The organism is Nocardia mangyaensis (assembly GCF_001886715.1).
GTDB classification, from domain to species: domain Bacteria; phylum Actinomycetota; class Actinomycetes; order Mycobacteriales; family Mycobacteriaceae; genus Nocardia; species Nocardia mangyaensis.
This window is the reverse complement of record NZ_CP018082.1, coordinates 5,359,832-5,383,454: the sequence shown is the minus strand read 5'-3', so window position 1 is coordinate 5,383,454 and position 23,623 is coordinate 5,359,832. Positions and strand designations below refer to the sequence as shown.

At 68.7% G+C, this 23,623-nt stretch carries 17 protein-coding genes; 8 read left to right on the top strand and 9 right to left on the bottom strand.

Annotated elements, in window-relative coordinates:
* Positions 1 to 98: 98 nt before the first annotated feature.
* Positions 99 to 2,729 carry a winged helix-turn-helix domain-containing protein gene (locus BOX37_RS24475; protein ID WP_156910526.1) on the top strand — a complete coding sequence of 877 codons (2,631 nt, stop codon included), beginning with the start codon at positions 99 to 101 and terminating at the stop codon, positions 2,727 to 2,729.
* A gap of 2 nt (positions 2,730 to 2,731) precedes the next feature.
* On the opposite strand, the gene BOX37_RS24470 is transcribed toward BOX37_RS24475, so the two are convergent.
* Complete coding sequence (locus BOX37_RS24470) at positions 2,732 to 3,355, bottom strand: TetR/AcrR family transcriptional regulator (RefSeq protein ID WP_071929681.1); 624 nt, start codon at positions 3,353 to 3,355, stop codon at positions 2,732 to 2,734.
* A gap of 115 nt (positions 3,356 to 3,470) precedes the next feature.
* Here BOX37_RS24470 and BOX37_RS24465 point away from each other — a divergent pair, with 115 nt between their 5' ends.
* The 5 genes from BOX37_RS24465 to BOX37_RS24445 all read left to right on the top strand — a co-directional run bounded on the left by BOX37_RS24465 (position 3,471) and on the right by BOX37_RS24445 (position 9,241).
* Positions 3,471 to 4,844 carry a flavin-containing monooxygenase gene (locus BOX37_RS24465; RefSeq protein WP_071929680.1) on the top strand — a complete coding sequence of 458 codons (1,374 nt, stop codon included), beginning with the start codon at positions 3,471 to 3,473 and terminating at the stop codon, positions 4,842 to 4,844.
* Positions 4,841 to 5,980 carry a serine hydrolase domain-containing protein gene (locus BOX37_RS24460; protein WP_071929679.1) on the top strand — a complete coding sequence of 380 codons (1,140 nt, stop codon included), beginning with the start codon at positions 4,841 to 4,843 and terminating at the stop codon, positions 5,978 to 5,980. The genes BOX37_RS24465 and BOX37_RS24460 overlap by 4 nt, the downstream gene beginning before the upstream one ends.
* A gap of 2 nt (positions 5,981 to 5,982) precedes the next feature.
* The gene (locus tag BOX37_RS24455) at positions 5,983 to 7,026 is read left to right on the top strand and encodes an NAD(P)-dependent alcohol dehydrogenase (RefSeq protein ID WP_071931840.1); all 1,044 of its coding nucleotides are present in this window, start codon (positions 5,983 to 5,985) and stop codon (positions 7,024 to 7,026) included.
* A gap of 11 nt (positions 7,027 to 7,037) precedes the next feature.
* On the top strand, positions 7,038 to 8,699 hold the full coding sequence (gene casG / locus BOX37_RS24450) for a steroid-24-oyl-CoA synthetase (protein ID WP_071931841.1): 1,662 nt from the start codon (positions 7,038 to 7,040) through the stop codon (positions 8,697 to 8,699).
* Positions 8,700 to 8,908: 209 nt separating this feature from the next.
* On the top strand, positions 8,909 to 9,241 hold the full coding sequence (locus tag BOX37_RS24445) for a hypothetical protein (RefSeq protein WP_071929678.1): 333 nt from the start codon (positions 8,909 to 8,911) through the stop codon (positions 9,239 to 9,241).
* A gap of 93 nt (positions 9,242 to 9,334) precedes the next feature.
* On the opposite strand, the gene BOX37_RS24440 is transcribed toward BOX37_RS24445, so the two are convergent.
* The 5 genes from BOX37_RS24440 to BOX37_RS24420 form a co-directional block, all read right to left on the bottom strand.
* On the bottom strand, positions 9,335 to 10,507 hold the full coding sequence (locus BOX37_RS24440; RefSeq protein WP_071929677.1) for an NADH:flavin oxidoreductase: 1,173 nt from the start codon (positions 10,505 to 10,507) through the stop codon (positions 9,335 to 9,337).
* A gap of 56 nt (positions 10,508 to 10,563) precedes the next feature.
* Positions 10,564 to 11,319: a respiratory nitrate reductase subunit gamma gene (narI, locus tag BOX37_RS24435; protein WP_071929676.1), complete on the bottom strand. Its 756-nt coding sequence runs from the start codon at positions 11,317 to 11,319 to the stop codon at positions 10,564 to 10,566.
* Positions 11,316 to 11,996: a nitrate reductase molybdenum cofactor assembly chaperone gene (gene narJ, locus BOX37_RS24430; protein ID WP_071929675.1), complete on the bottom strand. Its 681-nt coding sequence runs from the start codon at positions 11,994 to 11,996 to the stop codon at positions 11,316 to 11,318. Before narJ ends, narI begins: the two co-directional genes overlap by 4 nt.
* A complete protein-coding gene (gene narH, locus BOX37_RS24425; RefSeq protein WP_071929674.1) occupies positions 11,993 to 13,684 on the bottom strand; it encodes a nitrate reductase subunit beta in 1,692 nt (563 codons plus the stop codon). The genes narJ and narH overlap by 4 nt, the downstream gene beginning before the upstream one ends.
* Positions 13,685 to 13,858: 174 nt before the next feature.
* A complete protein-coding gene (locus tag BOX37_RS24420) occupies positions 13,859 to 17,587 on the bottom strand; it encodes a nitrate reductase subunit alpha (RefSeq protein WP_240505037.1) in 3,729 nt (1,242 codons plus the stop codon).
* Positions 17,588 to 18,000: 413 nt separating this feature from the next.
* On the opposite strand from BOX37_RS24420, the gene BOX37_RS24415 reads away from it, so the two are divergent.
* Together BOX37_RS24415 and BOX37_RS24410 are read left to right on the top strand one after the other, a co-directional pair.
* A complete protein-coding gene (locus BOX37_RS24415; RefSeq protein ID WP_240505036.1) occupies positions 18,001 to 18,786 on the top strand; it encodes a helix-turn-helix transcriptional regulator in 786 nt (261 codons plus the stop codon).
* A gap of 123 nt (positions 18,787 to 18,909) precedes the next feature.
* Positions 18,910 to 20,454, top strand: a complete 1,545-nt coding sequence (locus BOX37_RS24410) for an alanine/glycine:cation symporter family protein (protein WP_071929672.1) — start codon at positions 18,910 to 18,912, stop codon at positions 20,452 to 20,454.
* 30 nt (positions 20,455 to 20,484) lie between these two features.
* Here BOX37_RS24410 and mtnC read toward each other — a convergent pair whose 3' ends face one another.
* Genes mtnC through BOX37_RS24395 form a run of 3 tightly spaced genes read right to left on the bottom strand, consistent with a single transcriptional unit; the run spans position 20,485 to position 23,449 of the window.
* Entirely contained in the window at positions 20,485 to 21,171 is a 687-nt protein-coding gene (gene mtnC / locus BOX37_RS24405; protein ID WP_071929671.1) for an acireductone synthase, read from the bottom strand.
* Positions 21,168 to 21,740, bottom strand: coding sequence for a 1,2-dihydroxy-3-keto-5-methylthiopentene dioxygenase (locus tag BOX37_RS24400; RefSeq protein ID WP_071929670.1), 573 nt, complete (start codon positions 21,738 to 21,740; stop codon positions 21,168 to 21,170). Before BOX37_RS24400 ends, mtnC begins: the two co-directional genes overlap by 4 nt.
* Positions 21,737 to 23,449 carry a bifunctional S-methyl-5-thioribose-1-phosphate isomerase/methylthioribulose 1-phosphate dehydratase gene (locus BOX37_RS24395; RefSeq protein WP_071929669.1) on the bottom strand — a complete coding sequence of 571 codons (1,713 nt, stop codon included), beginning with the start codon at positions 23,447 to 23,449 and terminating at the stop codon, positions 21,737 to 21,739. The genes BOX37_RS24400 and BOX37_RS24395 overlap by 4 nt, the downstream gene beginning before the upstream one ends.
* Positions 23,450 to 23,623: the final 174 nt, after the last annotated feature.

The following is a 23,623-nucleotide window of genomic DNA, read 5'->3' as shown; positions in this document are numbered from 1 at the left end:
TCTGCCCGCCACCGGCAAACGCGCAGCCGCCGATTCACCTACCGTCGAGCTCTGCGGATCTCACCGCCGCGCGGTGAAACTGCGAGTTCAGGAGGGTGATGATGGCTTCGTCGTCGAGTTCGCTGGACTTCCATGGTGACAGCCCGGTGGTTGCTGTCGCCGGCCATGGTGTGGACAGCCCGATCCCGGATCTGTCCTTCGCGCCAGTGCGCTGCGGTGCGGCGTTCGCCCGGTTCGACCGGGCACTGGCGGCCGACGGGCACACGGTCCTGCTGTGCGGCCCGGCGGGCAGCGGCAAGACCGTGGTGCTGGTCGACTGGGTGACCCGGCTGCACCGCAAGCGCGGACCGCGCGTGGTCTGGTCGACCGTCACCGAACAGCTCGCCGAGGGCGGTGACCTGCTCGGCATGCTGACCCGGACGCTCGATCCCGCCCCCGATCTGGGCTCCGACGGACTGCTGCGCACGCCGGTGGATCGCGCCGCCGACCTGATCGCGGTGCTGGCCGAGCACGAGCCGACGGTCCTGGTGATCGATGACGCCCACCTGCTCACCGATCCGCTGCAACTGGCCGGTCTGGAATTCCTGCTGACCCACCTGCCGACCCAGTTCACCGTGCTGATCGCGGGCCGCTTCGATCCACCACTACGCTGGCACACCCTCGACCTGGCCGCTCGGCTCACCCGGGTCGGCGCCACCGAGCTGGCGCTCTCGCCGGACCGCGTCGCCCAGTTGCTGGCCCAGCACGGCTGCCGCCTCGACGACGCCGAACTCACCGTGGTGCAGAACCTCACCCGTGGCTGGGCCGCGCTGGTCCGGATCGCGGCCATCTACCTGTCCACCAACGCGGCCGACCGTGACACCGCGCTCACCGCGCTGGCGCGGCCCTCGCACGCGGTCGCCGACTTCCTGGTGGCCGAGCTCCTCGACTCGCTGCCCGCGCCGACCCTCGACTTCCTGCTCGCCACTGCGGTCCCCGCGCAGTTCTGCCTGCCGCTGGCCGAGGAACTGGCCGGCGAGGACGCCGCCCGGATCATCGACGAACTCCTGCGTGCCAACTTCCCCCTGCACACCGTCGCGCACGCGGGCGAACTCTGGCACACCTACCATCCGCTGCTGCGCGCCTACCTGCTCGCCGAGGCCGTGCACACCAGGCCGGAACGGCTGTCCGCCGGTCATCGCCGGGTCGCCGAGTGGTTCACCGCCGCTGCCATGCCCGCTCCCGCGCTGGAGCACGTGCTGGCCGAGCCGGGCACGCCCGGCCTGGCGGCTTTCCTGCGGGACTGGGGCCCACGGATGGTGCTCGATGGCACGGGGCACACCCTGCTCGCGGCCGTCGAGCACGTGCCCGAGCTGGCCGAGGACACCTTCGTGCGCCTGCTGCGCGCGGCCGTCGCCGTGGAGGAAGGCGATATCGCCGCCGCCGAGGTCTACCTGGAAGCCGCCCATGTCGGCGCTGCCGGACTCTCGCGGCTGGCGCCCGCCGACTGGGTGCACGCGCTCGATCAGGCGGTCAGCGCGGGAGTTGCTGTGCTGGTAGGTGATTCGGCCTCGACGCGGTGGCCACTGCCCACGCTGACCGGTCAACACGACCTCGACTGCTATGCGGCGCTGCAGTGCGGTGCCGCCGAGGTCTTCGGTGGTGACGCCGAGACCGGGGCGACGGCGCTGCGCCACGCCATCGTGCACGCCGAGGAAGCCGGCCTCGGGCGCGTGGCGGTCCGCGCGCGCACCGCCTCGGCCATGGCGGCGGGCGTCGCGGGCCGGGTGGGGGAGTTGCGTACCCTGGCCGCGCAGGCCGTCGACTGCGCGCAACGCTTCGAGCTCGCCGGGTCCACCGAGGCGGCGCTGGCCCGGTTGATCGCGGCCGATGGCGCCTATCGGCAGGGGAGGGAGTTCGAACGTCCGCTGCCGAGTCTGCCGGGGACGACCGCGCACGAGTCGATGGTGCCCGCGCCGCTGCGCCAGGCCGCGATCGCGCTCGGTCTGCTGAGTTTCGCCGAGGCCGCCGACCGCGCGGCCGCGGCGACCACGATGAGCAAGCAGGTGCACCGGCTGCTCGACGAGTCGCCGATGCTGCTCGGGCTGGGCGCGCAGGTCATCGACGTGCTGTGGCTGCTGCTGCGGCTGCAGGCGCGCACCGATGCCCAGCAGCTGGTCGATCACGCGGCGCGCACGCTCGGCCCGGCGCCGGAACTGGCGGTCGCCGAGGCGGGCTTGGCCATCTACACCCATCGTCCCGCCGCCGCCGTGACCCTGCTCGAGCCGCTGCTGACCGGTGCCCCGAGGCTCGGGCCCGCCGCGGTGGTGACGGCCTGGCTGCTGGTCGCGGTGGCCGCCGACCGGCTCGATCGCCCCCGCAAGGTCGACGACGCGATCGAACAGGCGCTCGCCCACGCCGACGACGAGCAGCTGATCCGCCCGTTCCTCGACGTGCCGGGCGCGGCCGAACTGCTCGACCGGCTGGGTGGCCGCTTCGGCCGCTTCGACACCTTCGTCGACCGGATCCGCGCCCACCGCGGCGCGGCGGTGGGCGCGCCACAGCTCACCGACACCGAACTCGTTGTGCTGCGCCAACTTCCGTCGGGGATGACGGCGATCAGTATCGCCGGCGACCTCGGTATCTCGGTGAACACCGTGAAGACCCACCTGCGCGGCATCTATCAGAAGCTCGGCGTGAACGCCCGCGCCGAGGCCATCGCGCAGGCCCGCGGTCTCGGCCTGCTCTGAGCTCAGTCGGCCGGTGCCTGCAGGGCGGGGAACCAGACGTCGGTGAGCACGGCGGCGGCCTGTTCGGCGGTGACCTCGATGGTGCCGTGCATGGCCCAGCGGGTGAAGAACCGTTCGAGCTGGGCGACGAGCAGTTCGATCCGCAGCCGGGCCTCATCGCGGCGTCTCTCGGGCCAGCGTTCGAGATAGGCGGGCATGCTGTCGGCCAGCGTCATGATGCCTTCGCGCGCCACCGCGCGGAATCCGGGTTCCACCGCGGTGGCCTCGTCCCAGGCCGGGAGCATGTCCTTGTTGACCAGGAACCAGTCGATCGCCCGGGCCATCCAGCCGGCGAACGCCTCGCGTGAACCGGTCGTGAGCACTCGGTCCAGGTCGGCGTAGAACAGCCGGACGCTGGTGAGCGTGCCCTCGTTCGCGATGGCGCGCAGCACCTCGGGTTTGCCGGTGAAGTGCAGATAGAAGGTGGCTCTGCTGCAGCCGACCGCCGCGGCGATGTCGTCGACCCGGACATCGGAATAGCCCTGGGTCTCGAACAGCTGGCGGGCGGTCTCGACGATCCGGGCCCTGGTCAGGCGTTTCTGTTCCTCGCGCAGGGAGCCGCGGCGGGCGGGCGGTTCGGACGACATGCCCCCATCCTAGACGATCCGCTCATTCACTGGACATGATGTCCAGTGAGCCGCTATCGTGTGGTTCACGTCACTTCGGCCGGGTCATCGTCGACCCGCCGCTCAGGAGTTGTGCATGAATACACGTGAATTGCCCACGGTGTGCGTCATCGGCGCCGGGCCGTCGGGCATCACTGCCGCCAAACGTCTTGCCGAACACGGTATTCCGTTCGTCTGCTACGAAGCCTCCGACGAGGTGGGCGGCAACTGGTACTTCAAGAATCCCAACGGCATGTCGGCCTGCTATCAGAGCCTGCACATCGATACCTCCAAGTACCGCCTGCAGTTCGAGGACTTTCCCGCGCCCGATGACTGGCCGGATTTCCCGCATCACTCCCAATTGCTGCAGTACTTCAAGGATTACGTCGACCATTTCGACCTGCGGTCCCGCATCCGCTTCGACACCTTGGTCACCGCCGCCGAACGCGATGACGAGGGCCTGTGGCGGGTCACGACCAGTACGGGCGACACCGAGATCTTCGACGCCCTCATCGTCTGCAACGGCCACCACTGGAACCCGCGATTCCCCGACTACCCGGGCGAATTCGACGGTGTGCTCATGCACAGTCACGCCTACAACGACCCCTTCGATCCGATCGACATGCGCGGCAAGCGGATCGTGGTCGTCGGGATGGGCAATTCCGGCCTCGACATCGCCTCGGAGCTGTCCCAGCGATTTCTCGCCGAGAAACTGTTCGTCTCGGCCCGCCGTGGTGTCTGGGTGCTGCCGAAATACGTCAACGGTCAAGTGGGGGACCGGCGTTCGATGCCCTCGTGGATTCCGCCGAGGGTCGCCCTCAAGCTGAAGCAGCGGTTCGTCCGCAAGAACCGTGGCGAGATGCCGAACTACGGCCTGCCCGCGCCCGATCACGAACCGTTCGAGGCGCACCCGTCGGCGAGCGAGGAATTCCTGCACCGGGCCGGCTGTGGTGATGTGGAGTGCAAGCCCGCGATCACCCGATTGGATGGCGACACCGTCCATTTCGCCGACGGCAGCAGCGAACAGGTCGATGTGGTGCTGTGTGCCACCGGCTATCACATCAGCTTCCCGTTCTTCACCGACCCGGCACTGGTCCCCGATGCCGCCAACCGGCTCCCGCTGTTCGCGATGATGATGAAGCCCGGCGTGGACAATCTGTTCCATCTCGGCCTGGCCCAGCCCCTGCCCACCCTGGTCAACTTCGCCGAGCAGCAGAGCAAGCTGGTGGCCGCCTATCTGACCGGCCGCTACCACCTGCCGCCACGCGATCAGATCGATGCCGCCGTGCGCGAACAGGAAACCGCGCGCACCGGCCGCTACTATGATTCGCCACGCCACACGATCCAGCTCGAATTCGAGCCCTATGTGCGCCGATTGCGCAAGGAAATGGCGCGCGGCGCCAAGCGCGCTGCCGCGGCGGGCAACACGTTGCCGGTGCCGGCTCGCGCGACGGCCGGGGTGCGGCGATGAGCGGCGGCTTCTGTAGCGACGAATTCGCCGGTGTCCGTCAGGTGTTCGACGAACAACTCGTCTCCGGCGCCGAACTCGGTGCCGCGCTGTGTGTCACCGTGGACGGCGAGCCGGTCCTCGACCTGTGGGGCGGTCACGCCGACCCGGAACGCGCCACCGCCTGGGGCGCCGACACCCTGGTCAACGTCTTCTCGGTCACCAAGACGATGACCGCGCTGTGCGCCCTGTTGCTCGTCGAGGCGGGCGAACTCGAGGTCGACGAACGCGTGGCGCACTACTGGCCCGAATTCGCGGCCGCGGGCAAGGGCGGGATCGAGGTCAGGCAGCTGCTCGCGCACACCTCGGGCGTCTCGGGCTGGGACCGCCCGATCGAACTGACCGACATCTACGACACCGAGTCCGCCGCCGCCCGCCTGGCAGCCCAGGCTCCGTGGTGGGAACCCGGCGCGGCCTCGGGTTATCACGCGCTCAACTACGGCCACCTCATCGGCGAACTGGTCCGCCGGATCACCGGCCGCACGCTCGGCCGGTTCTTCGCCGACGAACTCGCGGGCCCCCTGGGCGCGGACTTTCACATCGGCACCGGTCCCGAGCACGCCGACCGGATCGCCACCCTGATCCCGCCGGAGATGCCCGAATTCGACTTGTCGACCCTGGACCAGGACAGCGTGCTCGTCAAGACGCTCACCAGCCCGCTGCTCGACATCGCCGAAACCGCCTCCGCGGGGTGGCGCGAGGCCGAGAACGGTGCGGTCAACGGCCACGGCAATGCCCGCTCGGTGGCCCGCGTGCAATCGCTGATCGCCTGCGGCGGTGAGCTGAGCGGCAGGCGATTCCTCTCGCCCGCCACCATCGACCTGATCTTCCGGGAGCAAGCCGACGGCATCGATTTGGCCCTGCTGACCCCGTTGCGCTTCGGCATCGGCTACGGTCTGCCCCGCCCACAGACCTTCCCACACATCCCCGACGGCCGGGTCTGCTGGTGGGCGGGGTACGGCGGCTCGATGGTCGTCAACGATGTGGATCGTCGAGTCACCTTCGCCTACACCATGAATCGGATGGCCACCGGCCTGATCGGGTCCGATCGCTGCGACCTGTACCTGAAGGCGGTCTTCGACGCGGTGGGGCAGCGATGACCATGCGCGCGATGCAGTTGACCGCACCGGGAACCCTCGAACTGCGGACCATCCCCGTGCCCGAGATCGGCCCCGGCGACCTGCTGGTGCGGGTCGGGGCCGCCGGGATCTGCCATTCGGACTCCTTCGTCCTCGGACTGCCGTTCCCGCTGCGCGAAGATCCGCTCACCCTCGGCCACGAGATCGCGGGAACCATCGAGGCGATCGGCGCCGAGGTGGTCGGGCGCGCGGTGGGGGAGCGCGGGATCGTCTACCTGTGCTGGTCCTGCGGGGACTGTCGAGAATGCTTGCGCGGCAACGAGAATGTCTGTCTGGCCGCCGGGCGCGGCGCGATGCCGCCGTGTCCCGGCCTCGGCCCCGACGGTGGAATGGCCGAGTACGTGCGCATCCCGGCGAGCGCGTTCGTCCCGATCGGCGCCGAGTTGAGCTTCGCCCAGGCCGCCCCGCTCGCCGATGCCGCGCTCACCCCGATGCACGCCATCCGTGGCGCCACCGACCAGCTCTGGCCGGGCGCCACCGCGGTCGCCATCGGCATCGGGGGCCTCGGCCACGTCGCGATCCAATTGCTGAAGTCCACCACCGAGACCAGGGTGATCGCGGTCGACGTGAGCGCCGAGAAACTGGACCTGGCCACCGCCTGCGGCGCCGACATCACCCTGCTGGCCGGTCCCGACACGGCCGCCACGATCCTCGAACTCACCGATGGCCGTGGCGCGGAGGCGGTGTTCGACTTCGTCGGCTCCGACGTCACCGCGAAGCTGGCCGTCGAGACCGTGGCCCCCAACGGCGCCTACCGCATGGTGGGACTCGCGGGCGGTGTCCCCGGCATCGACTCCGGCCCGGCGGGTGGGCCCGGCCTGCCCTGGGGCGCCACGGTGCGCAAGTCTTACGGCGGCACCAGAAACGACCTGACGGCGGTGGTCGCGCTGGCGGCCGAGGGCGCGCTGCGCGTGGAGGTCGAATGCTTCGACCTCGCCGCCGCCCGCACCGCCTTCGACCGACTCGACGCAGGCGCGATCCGCGGACGCGCCGTGCTCATTCCCTGATGGAGGAAGACATGACCGAAGCAGTATCCCCCCAAACAGACCCCCAGACCTTCGTGGCGCAGGTCGCCGCGGGCCTCACCGCGCCCGGCGCCCCCTTCGAGATGACCGTCGAGTCGGTGCTCGGCGCCGAGATTCCGGTGCTGGCACACCGCCGCCGCAACCTGCGCGAACTCCTCGAGCACTCGCTGACCTGGGGTGAGCGCGACTATCTCGTCACCGACGACCGCCGAATCTCCTTCGCCGAGCACGCTGCCGCTGCCGGTGCGCTGGCCACGGCACTGGCCACCCGCCACGGCGTCGGTAAGGGCGACAGGGTCGGCATCCTGGCCGCCAACGGCCCCGACTGGGTGATCGCGTTCTGGGCGGCGCAGTGTCTCGGCGCGATCCCGGTCGGCTACAACGCCTGGTGGGCGCCACCGGAGATCGCCTACGGTCTCGGCCACACCAGCCCGACCGTGGTGCTCGCCGACGCGAAAAGAGCTGCGCGCCTAGCAGAATCGGGTAGCGACGTGCCGGTTCTCACTTTCGAGGACGATCTGCCCGCGCTGATCGCCGAATTCGGCGGCGAGATCCCGAATACCCCGGTGGGCGAGGACGATCCGGCCGTGATTCTCTACACCAGTGGCACCAGCGGCCGCCCCAAGGGCGTGGTGCACTCGCAACGAAACCTGGTGGCCGTCAGTGACTATCACCGCTTCACCGACGCGATGATGGCCGCCTTCACCGGGCAGCCGCTGGGCGACGGACCGAGCGAGCGGCGCTACCTGGTCACCGCGCCGCTGTTCCACATCGCCAGCCTGCACAACCTGGTCATACCGCGCCTGGCCACCGGCGCCTCGGTGGTGTTCCCGGACGGCGCGTTCGCGGTGGACCGGGTGCTGCGCCTGGTCGAACGCGAACGTGTCACCAACTGGGCGGCCGTGCCGACCATGGCGAGCAGACTGCTCGACCATGATGTGTCGCGCTACGACCTGTCCTCGCTGAGCGCCCTGTCCCTGAACTCCGCGCCGTCCTCACCTGCGCTGCTCGACCGATTGCGCACCCACCTCGCCGGTGCCCAACTCGCGCTGACCACCAGCTACGGTCTCACCGAGAGCGGCACCGCGGCGACGGTGGCGACGCCGCTCGACCTCGCGGTCGACCCGGAATCGGTGGGCAGGCCCATCATCGGCGTCGCCGTCGAGATCCGCGATCCCGAGGGCGCGGTGGTCCCCGACGGCGCGGAAGGCGAGATCTGTATCCGCAGCCCGTACGTCATGCTCGGCTACTGGAACGACGAGGATGCCACGGCCGCCGCCATCGATGGCGAACGTTGGTTGCGCTCCGGCGATTTCGGAGCGCTCACCGACGGCAGGCTCACGGTCGCGGGCAGGCGCACCGACCTGATCCTGCGCGGCGGGGAGAACGTGTACCCCACCGAGATCGAGAATGTGCTCGCCGAACACCCGGCGGTCAGTGAGTGCGCGGTGTTCGGCGTCGACCATCCCGATCTCGGCCAGGAGGTGGCGGCCGTGGTCGTCGCCGAGCCGGGCGCGGTCGACCCGGAGGAACTGCGCGCCTACCTGGCCGCGCGGCTGGCCTATTTCAAGGTGCCCGTCCGCTGGCGGATCACCTCGGAAGAGTTGCCGCGCAACGCGACCGGCAAGGTCACCCGGCGTCGGCTCGCGTTGTAGGAAGGGTCGGCAACGTTCGACTGCATCATCAAGGGCGGCCGGTGGTTCGACGGCACCGGCGCCCCGTCCGCGGTCCGCCACCTCGGCCTGCGGATGAGCGCGTGTTCCGGGGCTGGCGCGCGCGGGCCCGGTGTCGATCTGGGACAGTCACCTCATGGCCGCGCGGACCTCGCCCGGTCCACCGCCCCACGTCAGCGAGAGGATTCGAGATGTCGGATGCGAAACGGATCAGCTGGGGTAAGCCGCGCCGTCCCAGCGACGCCGACCGCGACGCGCTCCGGGACGACCTGCTCACCCGTGCTCGCGCGGTCCGCGCCGCCGGGTGGGCGCCCTATCGCGCCGAATGGTCCCCCGGCCAGCTCGCCGTCGTCGCCTACCTGCTCGGCGACGCCGAGGTCCTCGCCGACCTCGAGGAGACCGAAGGCACGGTCCTCACTCGCTACGCCGCTGACCTCTTCGGCTTCCTCGACGGCCGCAAAGACGTCGAAAAGGGCCTCACCGCGACCCAAACCTGGTTCGACACCGTCCGCGCATCCCTCTGATCACCTGGACGACCGATCATCAGGATCTGGTGGCGTCGGCTTCTCGGGCCATACTCGCCTGAGAGCCTGGTGATCAACTGTCCGACTCGGGGCTCAGGTGGTGGCTCGAGTGCGGAGGATGCAGTGGGTGGTCGTGTAGATGCTCGGCATGCATTCGTTGCAGTGGGTGCAGAGTGAGCGGGTGGTCGCGTCGGTGTGCCAGCGGTTGATCAGGTCCGGTTCGCGGAGCAGGGCGCGGCCCATGGCGACGAAGTCGAAGCCCTCGGCCCTCGCCTGCTCGGCGGTGGCCAGATCGGTGATGCCGCCGAGCAGGACCAGCGGCATCGACAATTCCTGCCGGAACCGGCGTGCTTTGTCGAGCAGATAGGCCGGGCGATAAGGGTATTCGCGCAGGAACTGCTTGCCGACGAGCTGGAAGCCCCAGCGCACGGGGATCGGCAGCACCTTCGCGAAGTTCTTGCGCGGCGCGTCACCGCGGAAGATCGCCATCGGATTGAGCAGTGAGCTGCCCGCGGTCAATTCGAGGGCGTCGAGGGCGCCGTCGTCCTGCAGCCAGCTCGCCACCTGGAGCGATTCCTCGACCGAGAATCCGCCGCGCACACCGTCTTCCATGGTGAGCTTGGCGGTCACCGCCATCGTGTCACCGACCGCGTCGCGTACCGCCCGCGCCAGTTCCCTGGCCACGCGCGCGCGATTGACCAGCGCCCCGCCGTAGTCGTCCTTGCGCCGATTCAGGATCGGACTCAGGAACGCGCTGGCCAGATAGTTGTGCCCGAGATGGATCTCCACCGCGTCGAACCCGGCCTCTCGCGCGAGTCGCGCCGCCCTGGCGTGCGCGGCGACCACCTCGGCGATCCCGAGCGCGTCGGGCACCTTCGTGAACCGCATCCCCAGCGGATTGAACATCCGGCTCGGGGCCAGCGCGGGCGCCCGATTGGATTTCGCGTTGGCCACCGGTCCGGCGTGCCCGAGCTGCGCGCTGATCGCCGCCCCCTCGGCGTGCACGGCGTCGGTGAGCCGCCGCAACCCCGGCACCGCCTCGGGCCGCATCCAGATCTGATGCCGATCCGTGCGCCCACCCGGCGCCACCGCGCAATAGGCCACCGTCGTCATTCCCACCCCGCCCGCGGCGACCTCCCGGTGGAATTCCACCAGCTCATCGGTCGCCAGCGCCTCGGGTGTTCGCCCCTCGAACGTGGCCGCCTTGATCACCCGATTACGCAGGGTGAGTGGTCCGAGGCGGGCTGGTGCGAGGACATCGCTCATGCCAGAAGTGAAACACGTTACAGTTTTTGTGGCAATGGGAGCGTCCCACTCAGTGGCTACCAGCGGTCGGGGGTCACCGGGGCGTCCCAGGCCTTGGCGAAGCGGGTCTTGTCCCTGGCCTTGACCTCCTTGCGGCGATAGACGATGTAGGGGCGGGTGAGATAGCCGATGGGGGCGCTGAACATGTGGACGAGGCGGGTGTAGGGCCAGGCGGCGACCAGGACCAGGACGACGAGGCCGTGCAGCTGGAAGGTCCACGGGACCCCGACCATCAGGCCGGGCTCGGGGTGGATGGTGAACAGGCCGCGGAACCAGGGCGAGACGGTGTCGCGATAGTTGTAGGTGCCCCACGCCAGGTTGGAACCCCAGGTGTTGAGCAGACCGGTGACCAGCGCCAGGGTCAGCAGGGTGTACATGAGCACGTCGTTGCGGCTGGTCGCCTTGCGCACAGCCGGGACCACGATGCGGCGGTAGCACAGGATCGCGACACCGGCGACAACCATCAGCCCCGCGACCGAGCCCGCGCCGACCGCGATCAGGTGGTAGGTGTGCTGGGAGATGCCGACGGCCGCGGTCCACGACTGCGGGATCAGCAGGCCCATCACATGCCCGCCGAACACGCCGAGCATGCCGAAGTGGAACAGCGGACTGCCCAGTTGCAGCAGCTTGGACTCGTAGATCTGCGAGGAGCGGGTGGTCCAGCCGAACTGGTCGAACCGGTAGCGCCAGACATGGCCGAGCACAAAGGAAGTCGCCGCGATGTAGGGCAGGATCAGCCACACACCTTCGGGAACGGGGATGGTGGCGTTCATCGGCGGCCTTCCTCGGCGTCTAACAGGGCGGGGTCCATGGCGAAGGGTTCCAGACCGACCTCTTCCTCGGGCGGGCCCTGGGCGGCGAGTTCGGCGATGCGGCGACGATCGGCGGTGGTCACCGGCGGCAGGGTCGACAGCACCGCGCCGAGCGCACCGGCGTAGGGAGAGTTGTTGTCGCCCAGTGACAGTCGCAGCAGTTCGAGCACCGGCACATGTTCGCCGAGCAGGCGTTCGCCGCCGATCGGGTCGATGGTGGCGGCGAATTCGAGCAGCACCGGCAGGTGGTCGGGCAGTTCCTCGTCGCCGAGTTCCACCCCGGCCTGACGGTAGGCGTGCTTGAACCGCAGCAGCGCCATGCCCCGTTTGCGGGTGTCGCCGTAGGCGTAGAAGGTCAGGTGCAGGCTGGCACGGCGGCGCATGTCGAAGGTCTCGACATAGCTCTGCGCGGACTCGATGGCCGGGGTGTCCCGCAGGTAGCCGAGCAGGCCGGTGAAATGCGCGCGCACCTGCGCCGGCAATTCCGCCGCGGCACCGGTCATCTCGTCGAGTAGCGCCAGGGTCTTCTCGCCCGGGTAGTCGAGCAGCAGCGCGGCCAGCCGCCACACCAACCGGCGGTCGTGCTCACTCATGACGGTGACCGGCTGCGGTCGCCGACGGATCGAGAGCAGACTCATCGCGTCACTCCGCTCACGGGTGGGTCGACCACGGCAGCGCCGTTGCTTCCGTGGCCGTTGCTCCCCACGGCGCCATTGCCGTTCGTGGCGGGGGCAAGCGTGTCGCTGCTCGGCACCAGACCGCTGGTGTCGCGGCCGTCCCAGTTGAGCAGGTTGATCCGGCCCGACTTCTCTTCCGGCGCGGCCTGATTCGTGTCGGTCAGCGAGAACTTCTCGACCATCTGGTCGAACGCGGTCATGCCGGGGCCGCCGTCGGTGTCGAGACTGCAGCCGGTGGCCAGCGAATCCAGTTCGTGCGCGCGGGAGGTCGCGCCGGAGGGGATCACGTACCGGTGCTCGTACTTGGCGATGGCCAGCAGCCGGTACATGGCCTCGATCTCCTCGGGCTCGAGCCGGATCGACGGCGCGATCCCGGGATCGGGCTCCTCGCCGAGGTTCACCGAGCGCATGAACGCGCGCATTCCGGCCAGGCGTTGCAGCGACGCGCGCACCGGCCCGACCTCACCCGCGGTGAACAGCTCGGCCAGGTACTCCACCGGAATCCGCAGCGCGTCGATGGCACCGAACAGGTTGTCGGCGTTCTCGCCATCGTGACCGGTCTCGGTGAGCACGTCCACCACCGGCGAGAGCGGCGGCACGTACCAGACCATCGGCATGGTGCGGTATTCCGGATGCAGCGGCAGGGCCAGCTGGTAGTCCACGATCAACTTGTAGACCGGTGAATCCTGCGCGGCGGTGATCCATTCCGTGGAGATGCCCGCCGCCTCGGCCTCGGCGATCACGCGCGGGTCGTGCGGATTGAGGAAGACACCGAGCTGGGACGGGTACAGATCCTTGTCCTCGGTCACCGACGCCGCCTCGAGCACCGCGTCGGCGTCGTAGAGCATCACGCCGATGTAGCGCAGCCGCCCGACGCAGGTCTCCGAGCACACGGTCGGGATGCCGACCTCCACGCGCGGGTAGCAGAAGGTGCACTTCTCCGCCTTGCCCGTCTTGTGGTTGAAGTAGATCTTCTTGTACGGGCAGCCGGTGATGCACTGGCGCCAGCCACGGCACTTGTCCTGGTCGACGAGCACGATGCCGTCTTCCTCGCGCTTGTAGATCGCGCCCGAGGGGCACGAGGCGGCGCAGGAGGGGTTGAGGCAGTGCTCGCAGATGCGCGGCAGGTAGAACATGAAGGTCTCTTCGAACTCCAGTTTCACCTTGTCCTCGAGCTTGCCGAGCAAAGGGTCCTTGCCGACTGCCTCGGGACCCGAGCCCAGGTCGTCGTCCCAGTTCGCGCCCCAGGTGACCGTGGTGTCCTCGCCGGTGATCAGCGATTTCGGCCGGGCCACCGGGGTGGTGTCCATCGGCGGCGAGGAGAGCAGGTTGTCGTAGTCGTAGCTCCACGGTTCGTAGTAGTCCTCGACCGTGGGCAGATCCGGGTTGGCGAAGATGTTCATCAGCCGCTTGAACCGCGAACCCGACTTGAGCGAGAGCTTGCCGCGCTTGTTGAGCGTCCAGCCGCCCTTCCACTTCTCCTGATCCTGGTACTGACGCGGATACCCCTGTCCCGGACGGGTTTCCACATTGTTGAACCAGACGTACTCGGTGCCACCCCGATTGGTCCACGCCTGCTTGCAAGTGACGCTGCAGGTATGGCAGCCGATGCACTTGTCGAGGTTCATGACCATGGCGAGCTGAGCCATGACGCGCATGGTTATTCCGCCTCTCCGCGATTCTTGCGCACGGCTCGGGAGCCGCCGAGCGTCCTGCCCGCGGCCGTGCGGTCGGGTGTCGATCCGGTTCCGGGCGTGCCCGACGAGGTACCCGGACGGTTCGAGATCAGTCGTCGCCTCGGCGGTCGAACAGAGTGGTCCATGTCAGTACTCGACTTCCTGGCTCCGGCGGCGGATCGTGGTCACTTCGTCCCTCTGGTTTCCGGTGGGCCCGTGGTAGTTCAGGGCGAAGGACTGCTGGGCGTAGCCGCCGATCAGGTGTGATGGCTTGATCAACACCCTGGTCAGCGCGTTGTGGATGCCGCCGCGCTTGCCCTTGCCGACCTTGGTGTCCTCGGTGCCCTCGATGCGCGGCACATCCACCGCGCGGTCCTGCGCGTGATACATGAACACGGTGCCCTCGGGCATGCGGTGCGAGACGATGGCGCGCGCGACGACGATGCCGTTGCGGTTGATCGCCTCGATCCAGTCGTTGTCGGCCACCCCGATCTTGGCCGCGTCACGGTCCGACATCCAGATCGTCTGCCCGCCGCGCGAGAGGGTGAGCATGTGCAGGTTGTCCTGGTAGGCCGAGTGGATCGACCACTTGGAGTGCGGTGTCAGGTAGCGCACGGTGACCCCGCCCCCGCTCACCTTGCCGATGGACGGCTCGGCGAACAGCGCCGTCATGTCCAGCGGTGGCCGGAAGATCGGCAGCTGCTCACCGAGTTCGATCATCCAGTCGTGGTCGAGATAGAAGTGCTGGCGGCCGGTGAGGGTGTGCCAGGGCTTGAGCCGCTCGACATTGATGGTGAATGGCGAATACCGGCGACCGCCGCTCTCGCTACCCGACCACTCCGGGGAGGTGATCACCGGGACCGGCCTGGCCTGGGTGTCGGCGAACGAGATGCGTTTACCCTCGGCCTCTTTGGCGAGGTCGGCGAGTTCGGTGCCGGTGCGGCGTTCCAGCGTCTCGAAGCCCTCGACCGCGAGGCGGCCGTTGGTGGTGCCCGACAGCGCCAGGATGGTCTCGGCGGCGTGGGTGTCCTTGGCCAGTGAGGGCCGGCCCTCGGCGATCCCGGAGACGATGGTGCCGTTCTGACCCGCGAGGTATTCGACCTCGGCATCGGGGTAGGTGGTGATGCCCTTGGTGGTCACGCCGAGGGTGTCCACCAGCGGGCCCAGCGCCGCGAGCTTCTCGGCGATCTTGGTGTAGTCGCGCTCGATCTCGACGATCTTGGGCATGGTCTTGCCCGGAATCGGTTCGCACTCACCGGCTTTCCAGTCCAGAACCTTGCCGCCGACCTGGGCGAGCGCGTCGGGGGAGTCGTGCTGGAGCGGTACCGCGACGATGTCCTTGCGGGTGCCCAGGTGCTTCTCGGCCAGCCAGGAGAACCCGCGCGCGATCCGGTGGAACGCCTCGAAGTCGGTCTTGGCCTCCCATGGCGGGGAGATGGCGGGGGAGAAGGCGTGCACGAAGGGGTGCATGTCGGTGGAGGACAGGTCGTGCTTCTCGTACCAGGTCGCGGCGGGCAGCACGATGTCGGCGAACAGGGTGGTGCTCGTCATCCGGAAGTCCAGTGCCAGCAGCAGATCCAGCTTGCCCTCGGCGCCTTCCTCGCGCCATTCCAGTTCCTGTGGGCGCACGCCGGTGGCGTCGGTGGTCTGCAGGTTGGAGCCGCAGCCGAGCAGATGCTTCTGGAAGTACTCGTTGCCCTTGCCGGAGGAGCCGAGCAGGTTGGCCCGCCACACGGTGAGTACACGCGGGAAGTTCTCCGGCGCGTCGGGATCTTCACAGGCGAACCGCAGGTCACCGGACTTCAGCCCGTCGACCACATGCTCGGCCGGCGTCTTTCCGGCTTCGGCGGCCTCGTCGGCGAGGTCGAGGGGGTTGCGGTTGAACGTCGGGTAGCTCGGCATCCAGCCGAGTCGGCTGGCCAGGGCGATGTTGTCGGCGGCGGTGCGACCGGCGAACGTGCCTTTGCCCAAGGGTGAGGCGAACGAGTCCGAGGTGAAGGGGTCGTAGCGCCACTGGTCGTTGGTGAGGTACCAGAACACGGTGCCCTGCATCTGGCGCGGCGGGCGCTGCCAGTCCGTGGCCGAAGCCAGGGTGGCCCAGCCGGTGACCGGGCGGCACTTCTCCTGGCCGACGTAGTGGGCCCAGCCGCCGCCGTTCTTGCCCTGGCAGCCGGTGAGCAGCGTCAGGGTGAAGAAGGCGCGATAGATCTGATCGGAGTGGAACCAGTGATTGGTGCCCGCTCCCATCAGGATCATCGAGCGACCACCGGACCGTTCGGCGTTGTCGGCGAACTCGCGGCCGATCCGGGCGGCCTGCACGGCGGGCACGCCGGTGATGGTCTCCTGCCAGGCGGGGGTGTACGGCGACTCGGCGTCGTCATAGCCCGTGGCCCACTCGCCCGGCAGCCCGTCGCGGCCGACGCCGTACTGCGCGAGCAGCAGGTCGAAGACTGTCGTCACCCGCTTGCCCGCGATGATCGTGGTCGGCACGCCACGGATGATCGACCCGGCGACATCGGTGTCGAAACGCGGCAGGGCGATGGTGGCCGGTGCGTCGGCGGAGTGCCCGAGCAGGGTGAGCAGCGGGTCGACGCCCTCGAGATCGAGGTTCCACCTACCCGCGTCGCCCGCACCGAAGCGGTGGCCCAGTGAGCCGTTGGGCACGACCGGGTTGCCCGCCTGATCCAGCAGCACCGGCTTGTGTTCGACGCCTTCGCCGGTGTGACCCAGATCGGCGGCGGTGAGGAACTTGCCGGGCAGGGCGCCGTCGTGATCGGCCGCTTCGTCGAGGCAGATCAGGTACGGCAAGTCGGTGTAGGACTTGATGTAATCGGTGAACATCGGAGTCTGCTTCTCGAGGAAGAACTCCTTGAGCACGACATGGCCCATGGACATCGCCAGCGCGGCATCGGTACCGGGACGCGCGGCCACCCACTCGTCGGCGAATTTGGTGTTGTCGGCGTAGTCGGGCGAGACCACGACGACCTTCTGGCCGCGATAGCGCGCCTCGGTCATGTAGTGCGCGTCCGGCGTGCGGGTCACCGGGACATTGGAGCCCCACATGATCAGATAGCCCGCGTCGAACCAGTCGGCCGATTCCGGCACGTCGGTCTGGTCGCCGAACACCTGCGGCGAGGCCACCGGCAGATCGGCGTACCAGTCGTAGAACGAGAGCATGTAGCCGCCGATCAGCGACACGAACCGCGCACCGGTCGCATGGCTGACCATCGACATCGCGGGAATCGGCGAGAAGCCGGCCACACGGTCCGGTCCGTACCGCTTGATCGTGTAGACGTGCGCGGCCGCGGCGATCTCGGCGGCCTCCCACCACTCGGCCCGGACGAAACCGCCCTTGCCGCGCGCGGTCTTGTAGGCCTTGGCCTCGACCGGGTCCTCGACGACCGACTCCCAGGCCAGCACCGGGTCCTTGAGCTCGGCTTTGGCCTTGCGGTACAGGTCGAGCAGGGTGCCGCGCACGTACGGGTAGCGCACCCGGGCCGGGGAGTAGGTGTACCAGGAGAACGAGGCACCACGCGGACAGCCGCGCGGCTCGTACTCGGGCTTGTCCGAGCCCACCGAGGGGTAGTCGGTCTGCTGGGACTCCCAGGTGATCACGCCGTCCTTGACGTAGATCTTCCACGAGCACGAGCCGGTGCAGTTCACGCCGTGCGTGGAGCGCACCACCTTGTCGTGCGACCAGCGGTCGCGATAGAACTCGTCGGCGTCGCGGCCACCGACCTTGTACACCGACCGGTGGTCCGGCGAGACCTCGGCGCGCTGGAAATACTTACCGAGGTTCAGCAGCGAATTGACCACGACGCCCCCTTCGAGCTGTGAAATCGGGCTGTTGGCGCAACTGTAAGGAGGCGGACGCATCCCGCAAAACGAACTTTTCACATCCCTATTCGGGTCGCTGTGAGCTGTGAGCCGGTCGAAATCTGGTAGTCACCGGATCGGCCGAGGGCGCGGGACCGAGCTGGAGCGCGACCAGCGACGATGGGTTCGCGAACTGGCCGGACGCCATCGGTCCACACCGCGGAAGCGGGCCGCGGTGATCCTTCGGAAATGGGGGGTTCTCGGGCGGTTTACATTTGTTAACAGGCCCGGCGCACCCTTTCGGTGACATTGTGGCGGTTCGCGCAGTCTCCGACGATCCATTGTTTGCCTGTCGTTAACCGATGCGCATGTCGTGGTGTCAAGATAAAGAAACCGCATCTTTTCCGGTCGGCGTCGCGTTCGATACGGAAATGTCACCGAAGATGGTGCCCTGCAGACAGGGAGGGGTTGGGTTGCCACCGAAGTCATCGCCGGACGGGGCCGACGGGCCACCGCGACCGCCGACGCTCGGCGGGTTGCTGCGGCGGCTGCGTGACGACCGGCGGATCTCGCGCGAGAAGCTGGCCTTCGCGGCCGGGGTCAGCACGAGCTACATCACCCACCTGGAAAGCGGAGACCGGGACCGCCCGACCCTGGCCGTCGTCGAGGCGCTCGTGCGCTATCTCGACCGGATCGGCCCGGTGACCGAGATCGAGCGCCGACACCTGTTCGATCTGGCCGGGCTCGCCCCCGCCGACAACCCGACCGTCGAGGACCTGCGGGCCGAGATCACCGACGAGATGCGGCGCACCCTCACCCTGCAGGAACCCGATCTGGCCGCCTATGTCGACATCCGCTGGAACGTGCTCGCGGGCAACGAGTCGTATCACCTCGCTTTTCCCGGCCTGATCGACGACGTCAACATCCTGCGCTGGTTCTTCGGCAATCCGCTCTCGCGCAAGGTGATGGTGGAATGGGAGCGCGAATCCGCGCTCACCGTGCACTGGCTGCGCGGGCTGATCGGCCAGCAGGGCGGCGGTACCTGGGCCACCGAGCTCTTGGCCGAACTCGCCGAGTACCCCGATTTCCGCCGCATCTGGGACGACGGCGACACCGTCTATGGCCGTGACCACACCGCCATGCGCCTGTGTGACCTGCGCACCGGCGAGCACTACACCGTCGATGTCCAGCTCTTCCGGCTCGACTCCGTCATCCACCCGGGGCACATCCAGTACTACCTGGGGGTCCGTGAGGACTAGCTCGTCGGCGCGCCGCGATCTGTTACCGCAGCTAACAAGAACGTTACGCAATCAGTTATCCGACGGTTATCGAGCGTGAGAGCATGGCTGCCGACATCGACCTGGAATGAGGGAGCACGAGCGGTGGCTGACTTCTTGACCACGATCAACGGTTACATCTGGAGTAACTCGTTGATCTATCTGTGTTTGGCCGCGGGGCTCTACTTCTCGATCCGGTCGAGGTTCGTCCAGATCCGACAGGTCCCGGAGATGGTCCGGCTGCTGCTGCGCGGTCAGAAGTCAGCGGCGGGTGTCTCGTCGTTCCAGGCCCTGGCCATGTCGCTGTCGGGCCGCGTCGGCACCGGCAATATCGCCGGCGTCGCCACCGCGATCGCGTTCGGCGGGCCGGGCGCGCTGTTCTGGATGTGGGTCGTCGCCTTCCTCGGTGCGTCGACCTCCTTTGTCGAATGCACGCTCGGCCAGGTCTACAAGACTCGCGATCGCCTCACCGGTGAGTATCGAGGCGGCCCCGCCTACTACTTCAGCACGGCGATGGCGCACACCAAGGCCGCGCCGCTGTTCAAGGTCTATGGCGTCCTCTTCGCCGCGGTCACCGTGCTGGCCTGCGGCCTGCTGATGCCCAGTGTCCAGGCCAACTCGATGGCCGCGGCGATGCACCAGGCCTGGGGAGTCCAGGAATGGGCGGTGGCTCTCGGCGCGGTGATCGTGCTCGCGTTCGTGATCATCGGCGGGGTCAAGCGCATCGCGGCGTTCGCGTCGGTCGTCGTCCCCTTCATGGCGGTCGTCTACATTCTGCTCGCCCTGGTCATCGTTTTCGCGAACGCGTCCCAGCTGCCCGACACGTTCGCGCTGATCATGCGCAGCGCGGTCGGCGCCGACGCCGCTTTCGGCGCCATCATCGGCGCGGCCGTCATGTGGGGCGTCAAACGCGGCGTCTACTCCAATGAGGCCGGACAGGGCACCGGCCCGCACGCGGCCGCCGCGGCCGAGGTCTCCCACCCGGCCAAGCAGGGCCTCGTCCAGGCCTTCGCGGTGTACATCGACACGCTGTTCATCTGCACCGCGACCGGTTTCCTGATCCTGTCGACCGGCGCCTACCGCGTCTTCGAGGGCGAGTCGGCCTCCGGTGCTGTCCTGTCCGACGGCGGCATGCTGCCCTCGGACGTCGTGGTCGGCCCCGCGTACGCGCAGCACGCGGTCGACACCCTCTGGGGTGGATTCGGTTCGTCGTTCGTCGCGGTCTCGCTGGGCTTCTTCTGCTTGACCACGATCATCGCCTACTACTACATGGCGGACACGAACCTGCGTTTCCTGATCGGCAAGTACGCGCCCGTGCAGGTGCCGGTGATTCGCGGCACGGTCGGTAGCAACACCACCCTGGTCCTGCAGGCACTCATCCTGGTCTCGGTCGCGATGGGCGCGGTCTCGACCGCGAGCGATGCGTGGACGCTGGGCGATATCGGGGTCGGTCTGATGGCCTGGCTCAACATCCTCGGCATCCTGATCATCCAGCAGCCCGCCTTCAAGGCGCTGCGCGACTACGAGCGGCAGAAGAAGGCGGGCAAGGACCCGGTCTTCGATCCGAAGGAGCTCGGGATCGTCAACGCCACGTTCTGGGAGACCTACGAGCCACAGTCCGAGCGCGAAAAGGCTTCGGTCAGCTCCTGACCCGAGCCGACGCGGCACCGCATCGGCGGATCAGCGCTCGAGCTCTAGCTGCGCGAACGAGCTGATCCATCGGTGCGGTGGCCGTGGCGACTGCGGTTCCCCCGGGCGGTGCACACCGACTGCCCGCCAGCCCGCCGCCCCGGCCGCATCGAGTTCGTCCGGGTGGTCGGACAGGAACAGGATCTGCGCGGCGGGCAGGCCGATACGGTCGGCGATGAGGTCGTAGGAGGCGGCCTCGCGCTTGGGGCCCGCGGTGACCAGGTCGAAGTGTTCGGTGATCAGCCCGGAGAGGTCGCCGTGCTCGGCGAAGGTGAACCAATCGCGTTGGTTGCGTTCGGATCCCGAGGAATAGACGTAGAGCCCGAACCCGGCCTTGTGCCAGGTCGTCAGGGCCGGCGCCACATCGTCGAAGAAGCGGCCGTGCAGGGCGCCCGCGCGGAAACCCTGGGCGCAGATCGCGCCCTGGGCGGCCTTGAGGGGTTCGGCCTTCACGTCGGATTCCAGCCAGCCGCGCAGGATCTCGGCGACACGGTCGGGGCCCGCGTCGGGCTCCCCGGCGAGTTCGCGGGTGGCCGCGAGGACGGAATCGGCCGCGCCGCCGGTGTTCTCGGCGAGCCAGGCGGGCAGGTGCGCCGAGGTGTAGCCGTACAGATCGGTGCGCACCGCGTCGGTGGGGCTGGTGGTGCCCTCGATGTCGAGGACGATCGCGCGGGTCACGAGGCGGTGAGCAGTTCGTCCAGGGTGGGGAAGCCCGCGCTGATCTTGTCGCCGGTGAAGTCGCCGATCCAGCCGTCGGCCTCCTCGAAGAAGCGGATGGCGATGAAATCGGGGCGGGTGCCCATGTCGAACCAGTGCAGGGTGCCCGCGGGCACCGAGAGCAGATCGCCCGCCTCGCAGACCGTGGCCAGCACGGCATCGTCGAGGTGCAGATAGAAGCAGCCGCGCCCGGCGGCGAAGAAGCGTACCTCGTCCTCGGCGTGGCGGTGCTCGTCGAGGAACTTGGCCCGCGCGCCCGCGGCGGTGGCGGGCCAGTCCGGGTTGTCGTCGTCGGGGTGGATGCGGGCGACGTCGATGTGTTCGTAGCGGCCCGAGGCGTTGAGCTCGGCGATCTGCGGGCCGTAGTGGGCCAGCAGGGTCGCCGAATCCGTGGCGGCGTCGGTGCGGACGTCCCAGCGGGAGAACTCGATGCCGTGTCTGGCCAGCTCGGCGCCGATCTCGGCGGGGTCGGTGGTCCGTACCCGGACCTCGGCGGCATTGTCGGCGGCCATCACTTGCAGCAGGGTCATGTCGGTCCGATCTCGAGGGGCGTGGCATCGGTGCGTCCGGTACGGGTGATCAACTCGCACAGGGCTTCCAGGCATTCGGCGCGATCCCGCGCCTGGGACAGCGTGTCGCCCCAGGTGGTGATGCCGTGTCCGGTGATGAACAGAATCGGTGGGGCGGTGGGGTTCTCGCGCAGGTGGGTCTCGATGTCGGTGCCGATGCGCGCGACGTCGGGCCAGTTCGGGAAGCGGGGGACCTGGACCGACGACGGGTCGGCCAGGCCGAAGCCTTTGAGCAGTTCGTAACCGCTGATCCGCAGCGTGGTCACGGTCTCGCCGGGCTGGTCGGCGGTGGTGGCGAGGGCCGTCGCGAACGGTGAGTGGACGTGCACCACCGCGCCCGCACCGGTGGTGCGGTAGACGGCGGTGTGAATGCTGGCCTCCGCGGAGGGCTTACGGCTCTGGCCAGGATGAGTCACCGTGCCGGCTACGGTGACGAGCACCGTATCGTGCCCGCTCAGTTCACCTTTGGAGAGCCCGCTGGCGGTGATCAGCGCATCCGCGCCCCTTCGCATCGAGATGTTGCCCGCGGTCCCCGGCATCCACCCCCGCCCGTAGAGCTGGCGGGCCACCGCGGCGATCGCCCGCCCCTGCTCGGGCGGCCCCGTCGAGCCCCTGGGGTCGGTGGCCTCGGCCGGGTCCGCCCGAGCGAAGCGGCCGTGCTCGGTGAATTCGTCCGAATTCCGGTAGGCCACACCGTTTTCCGTGACCACCGCAGTGACCAGGTCGGCGGGTGTCACGTCGAAGGCGGGGTTGAACACCGGAGTGCCCGCGGGTGCGGTCGAGACGGTGCCGAATCCGGTGACCTCGGCGGCGGGCCGCTGTTCCACCACGATCTGCGCGCCGGTCGCCATCGCGGCGTCGCGGGTGGATTCCGGGGCCACCACGATGAACGGGATGCCATGGTGGCGGGCGGCCAGGGCCAGGGGGAAAGTGCCGATCTTGTTGGCGACATCGCCGTTGGCGGTGATGCGGTCGGCGCCGACCAGGACGGCGTCGACCTGGCCGGTGGCCATCGCCCAGGCGGCGGCGGAATCGATGGTCAGGCGGTGCGGGATACCCGCCTCGGCCAGCTCCCACGCCGTCAACCGGGCACCCTGCAGCAGCGGACGGGTCTCGCCGACGAGCGCATCGGTGACCACACCACGCTCGTGCAGCACCCGCAGCGTCCCGATCGCCGTCCCGAACGCGCTGGTGGCCAGGCGGCCGGTGTTGCAGTGCGTGAGCAGGCGCAGCGGCCGGTCGCCGCACAGTCGCTGCACCAGGTCGGCGGCGTGGGTGGCGGCGGCGCGGTTGACCCGGCCGTCCTCGGCGAGCATGTCCAGGGTCTCGGCCAGTACCGCGTCCGCACCGTCGGCGATGCGCCCGCGCACCCGCTGCACCGCCCAGGCCAGGTTGACCGCGGTCGGCCGGGCTGCCGCGATCCGGTCCGCCTCGGCCCCCACGGCGGCTTCGTCGACCACACCGTCAACCGTGTGCGCCCTGGTCGCGATGACCACACCGAAGGCCCCCGCGATCCCGATCGCCGGCGCACCACGGATGGCCAGGGTCGCGATGGCGTCGATGATCTCGTCGACAGTGTGCAGCCGCAGCTCACGCACCTCGTGCGGCAGCTCGCGCTGGTCGATGGTGACCAGCGCACCGTCGTCCCAGATCAGGGAGCTGTCGTCCATGAGCGTGTCCTTCTTGCGGGGGTTTGTGGCTGGTAAACGGTATCGGACCCGCACAAGGAGTGTCGCGCTGGTGCGTCAGGGTGTGAGCGCGTCGGCCGATCCACGGCGCGATGTCGCCGCCGCGATCGGGGAGCAGCTGGCCTGCTCGACGCGGTATCCGCTCCCGATCCGACG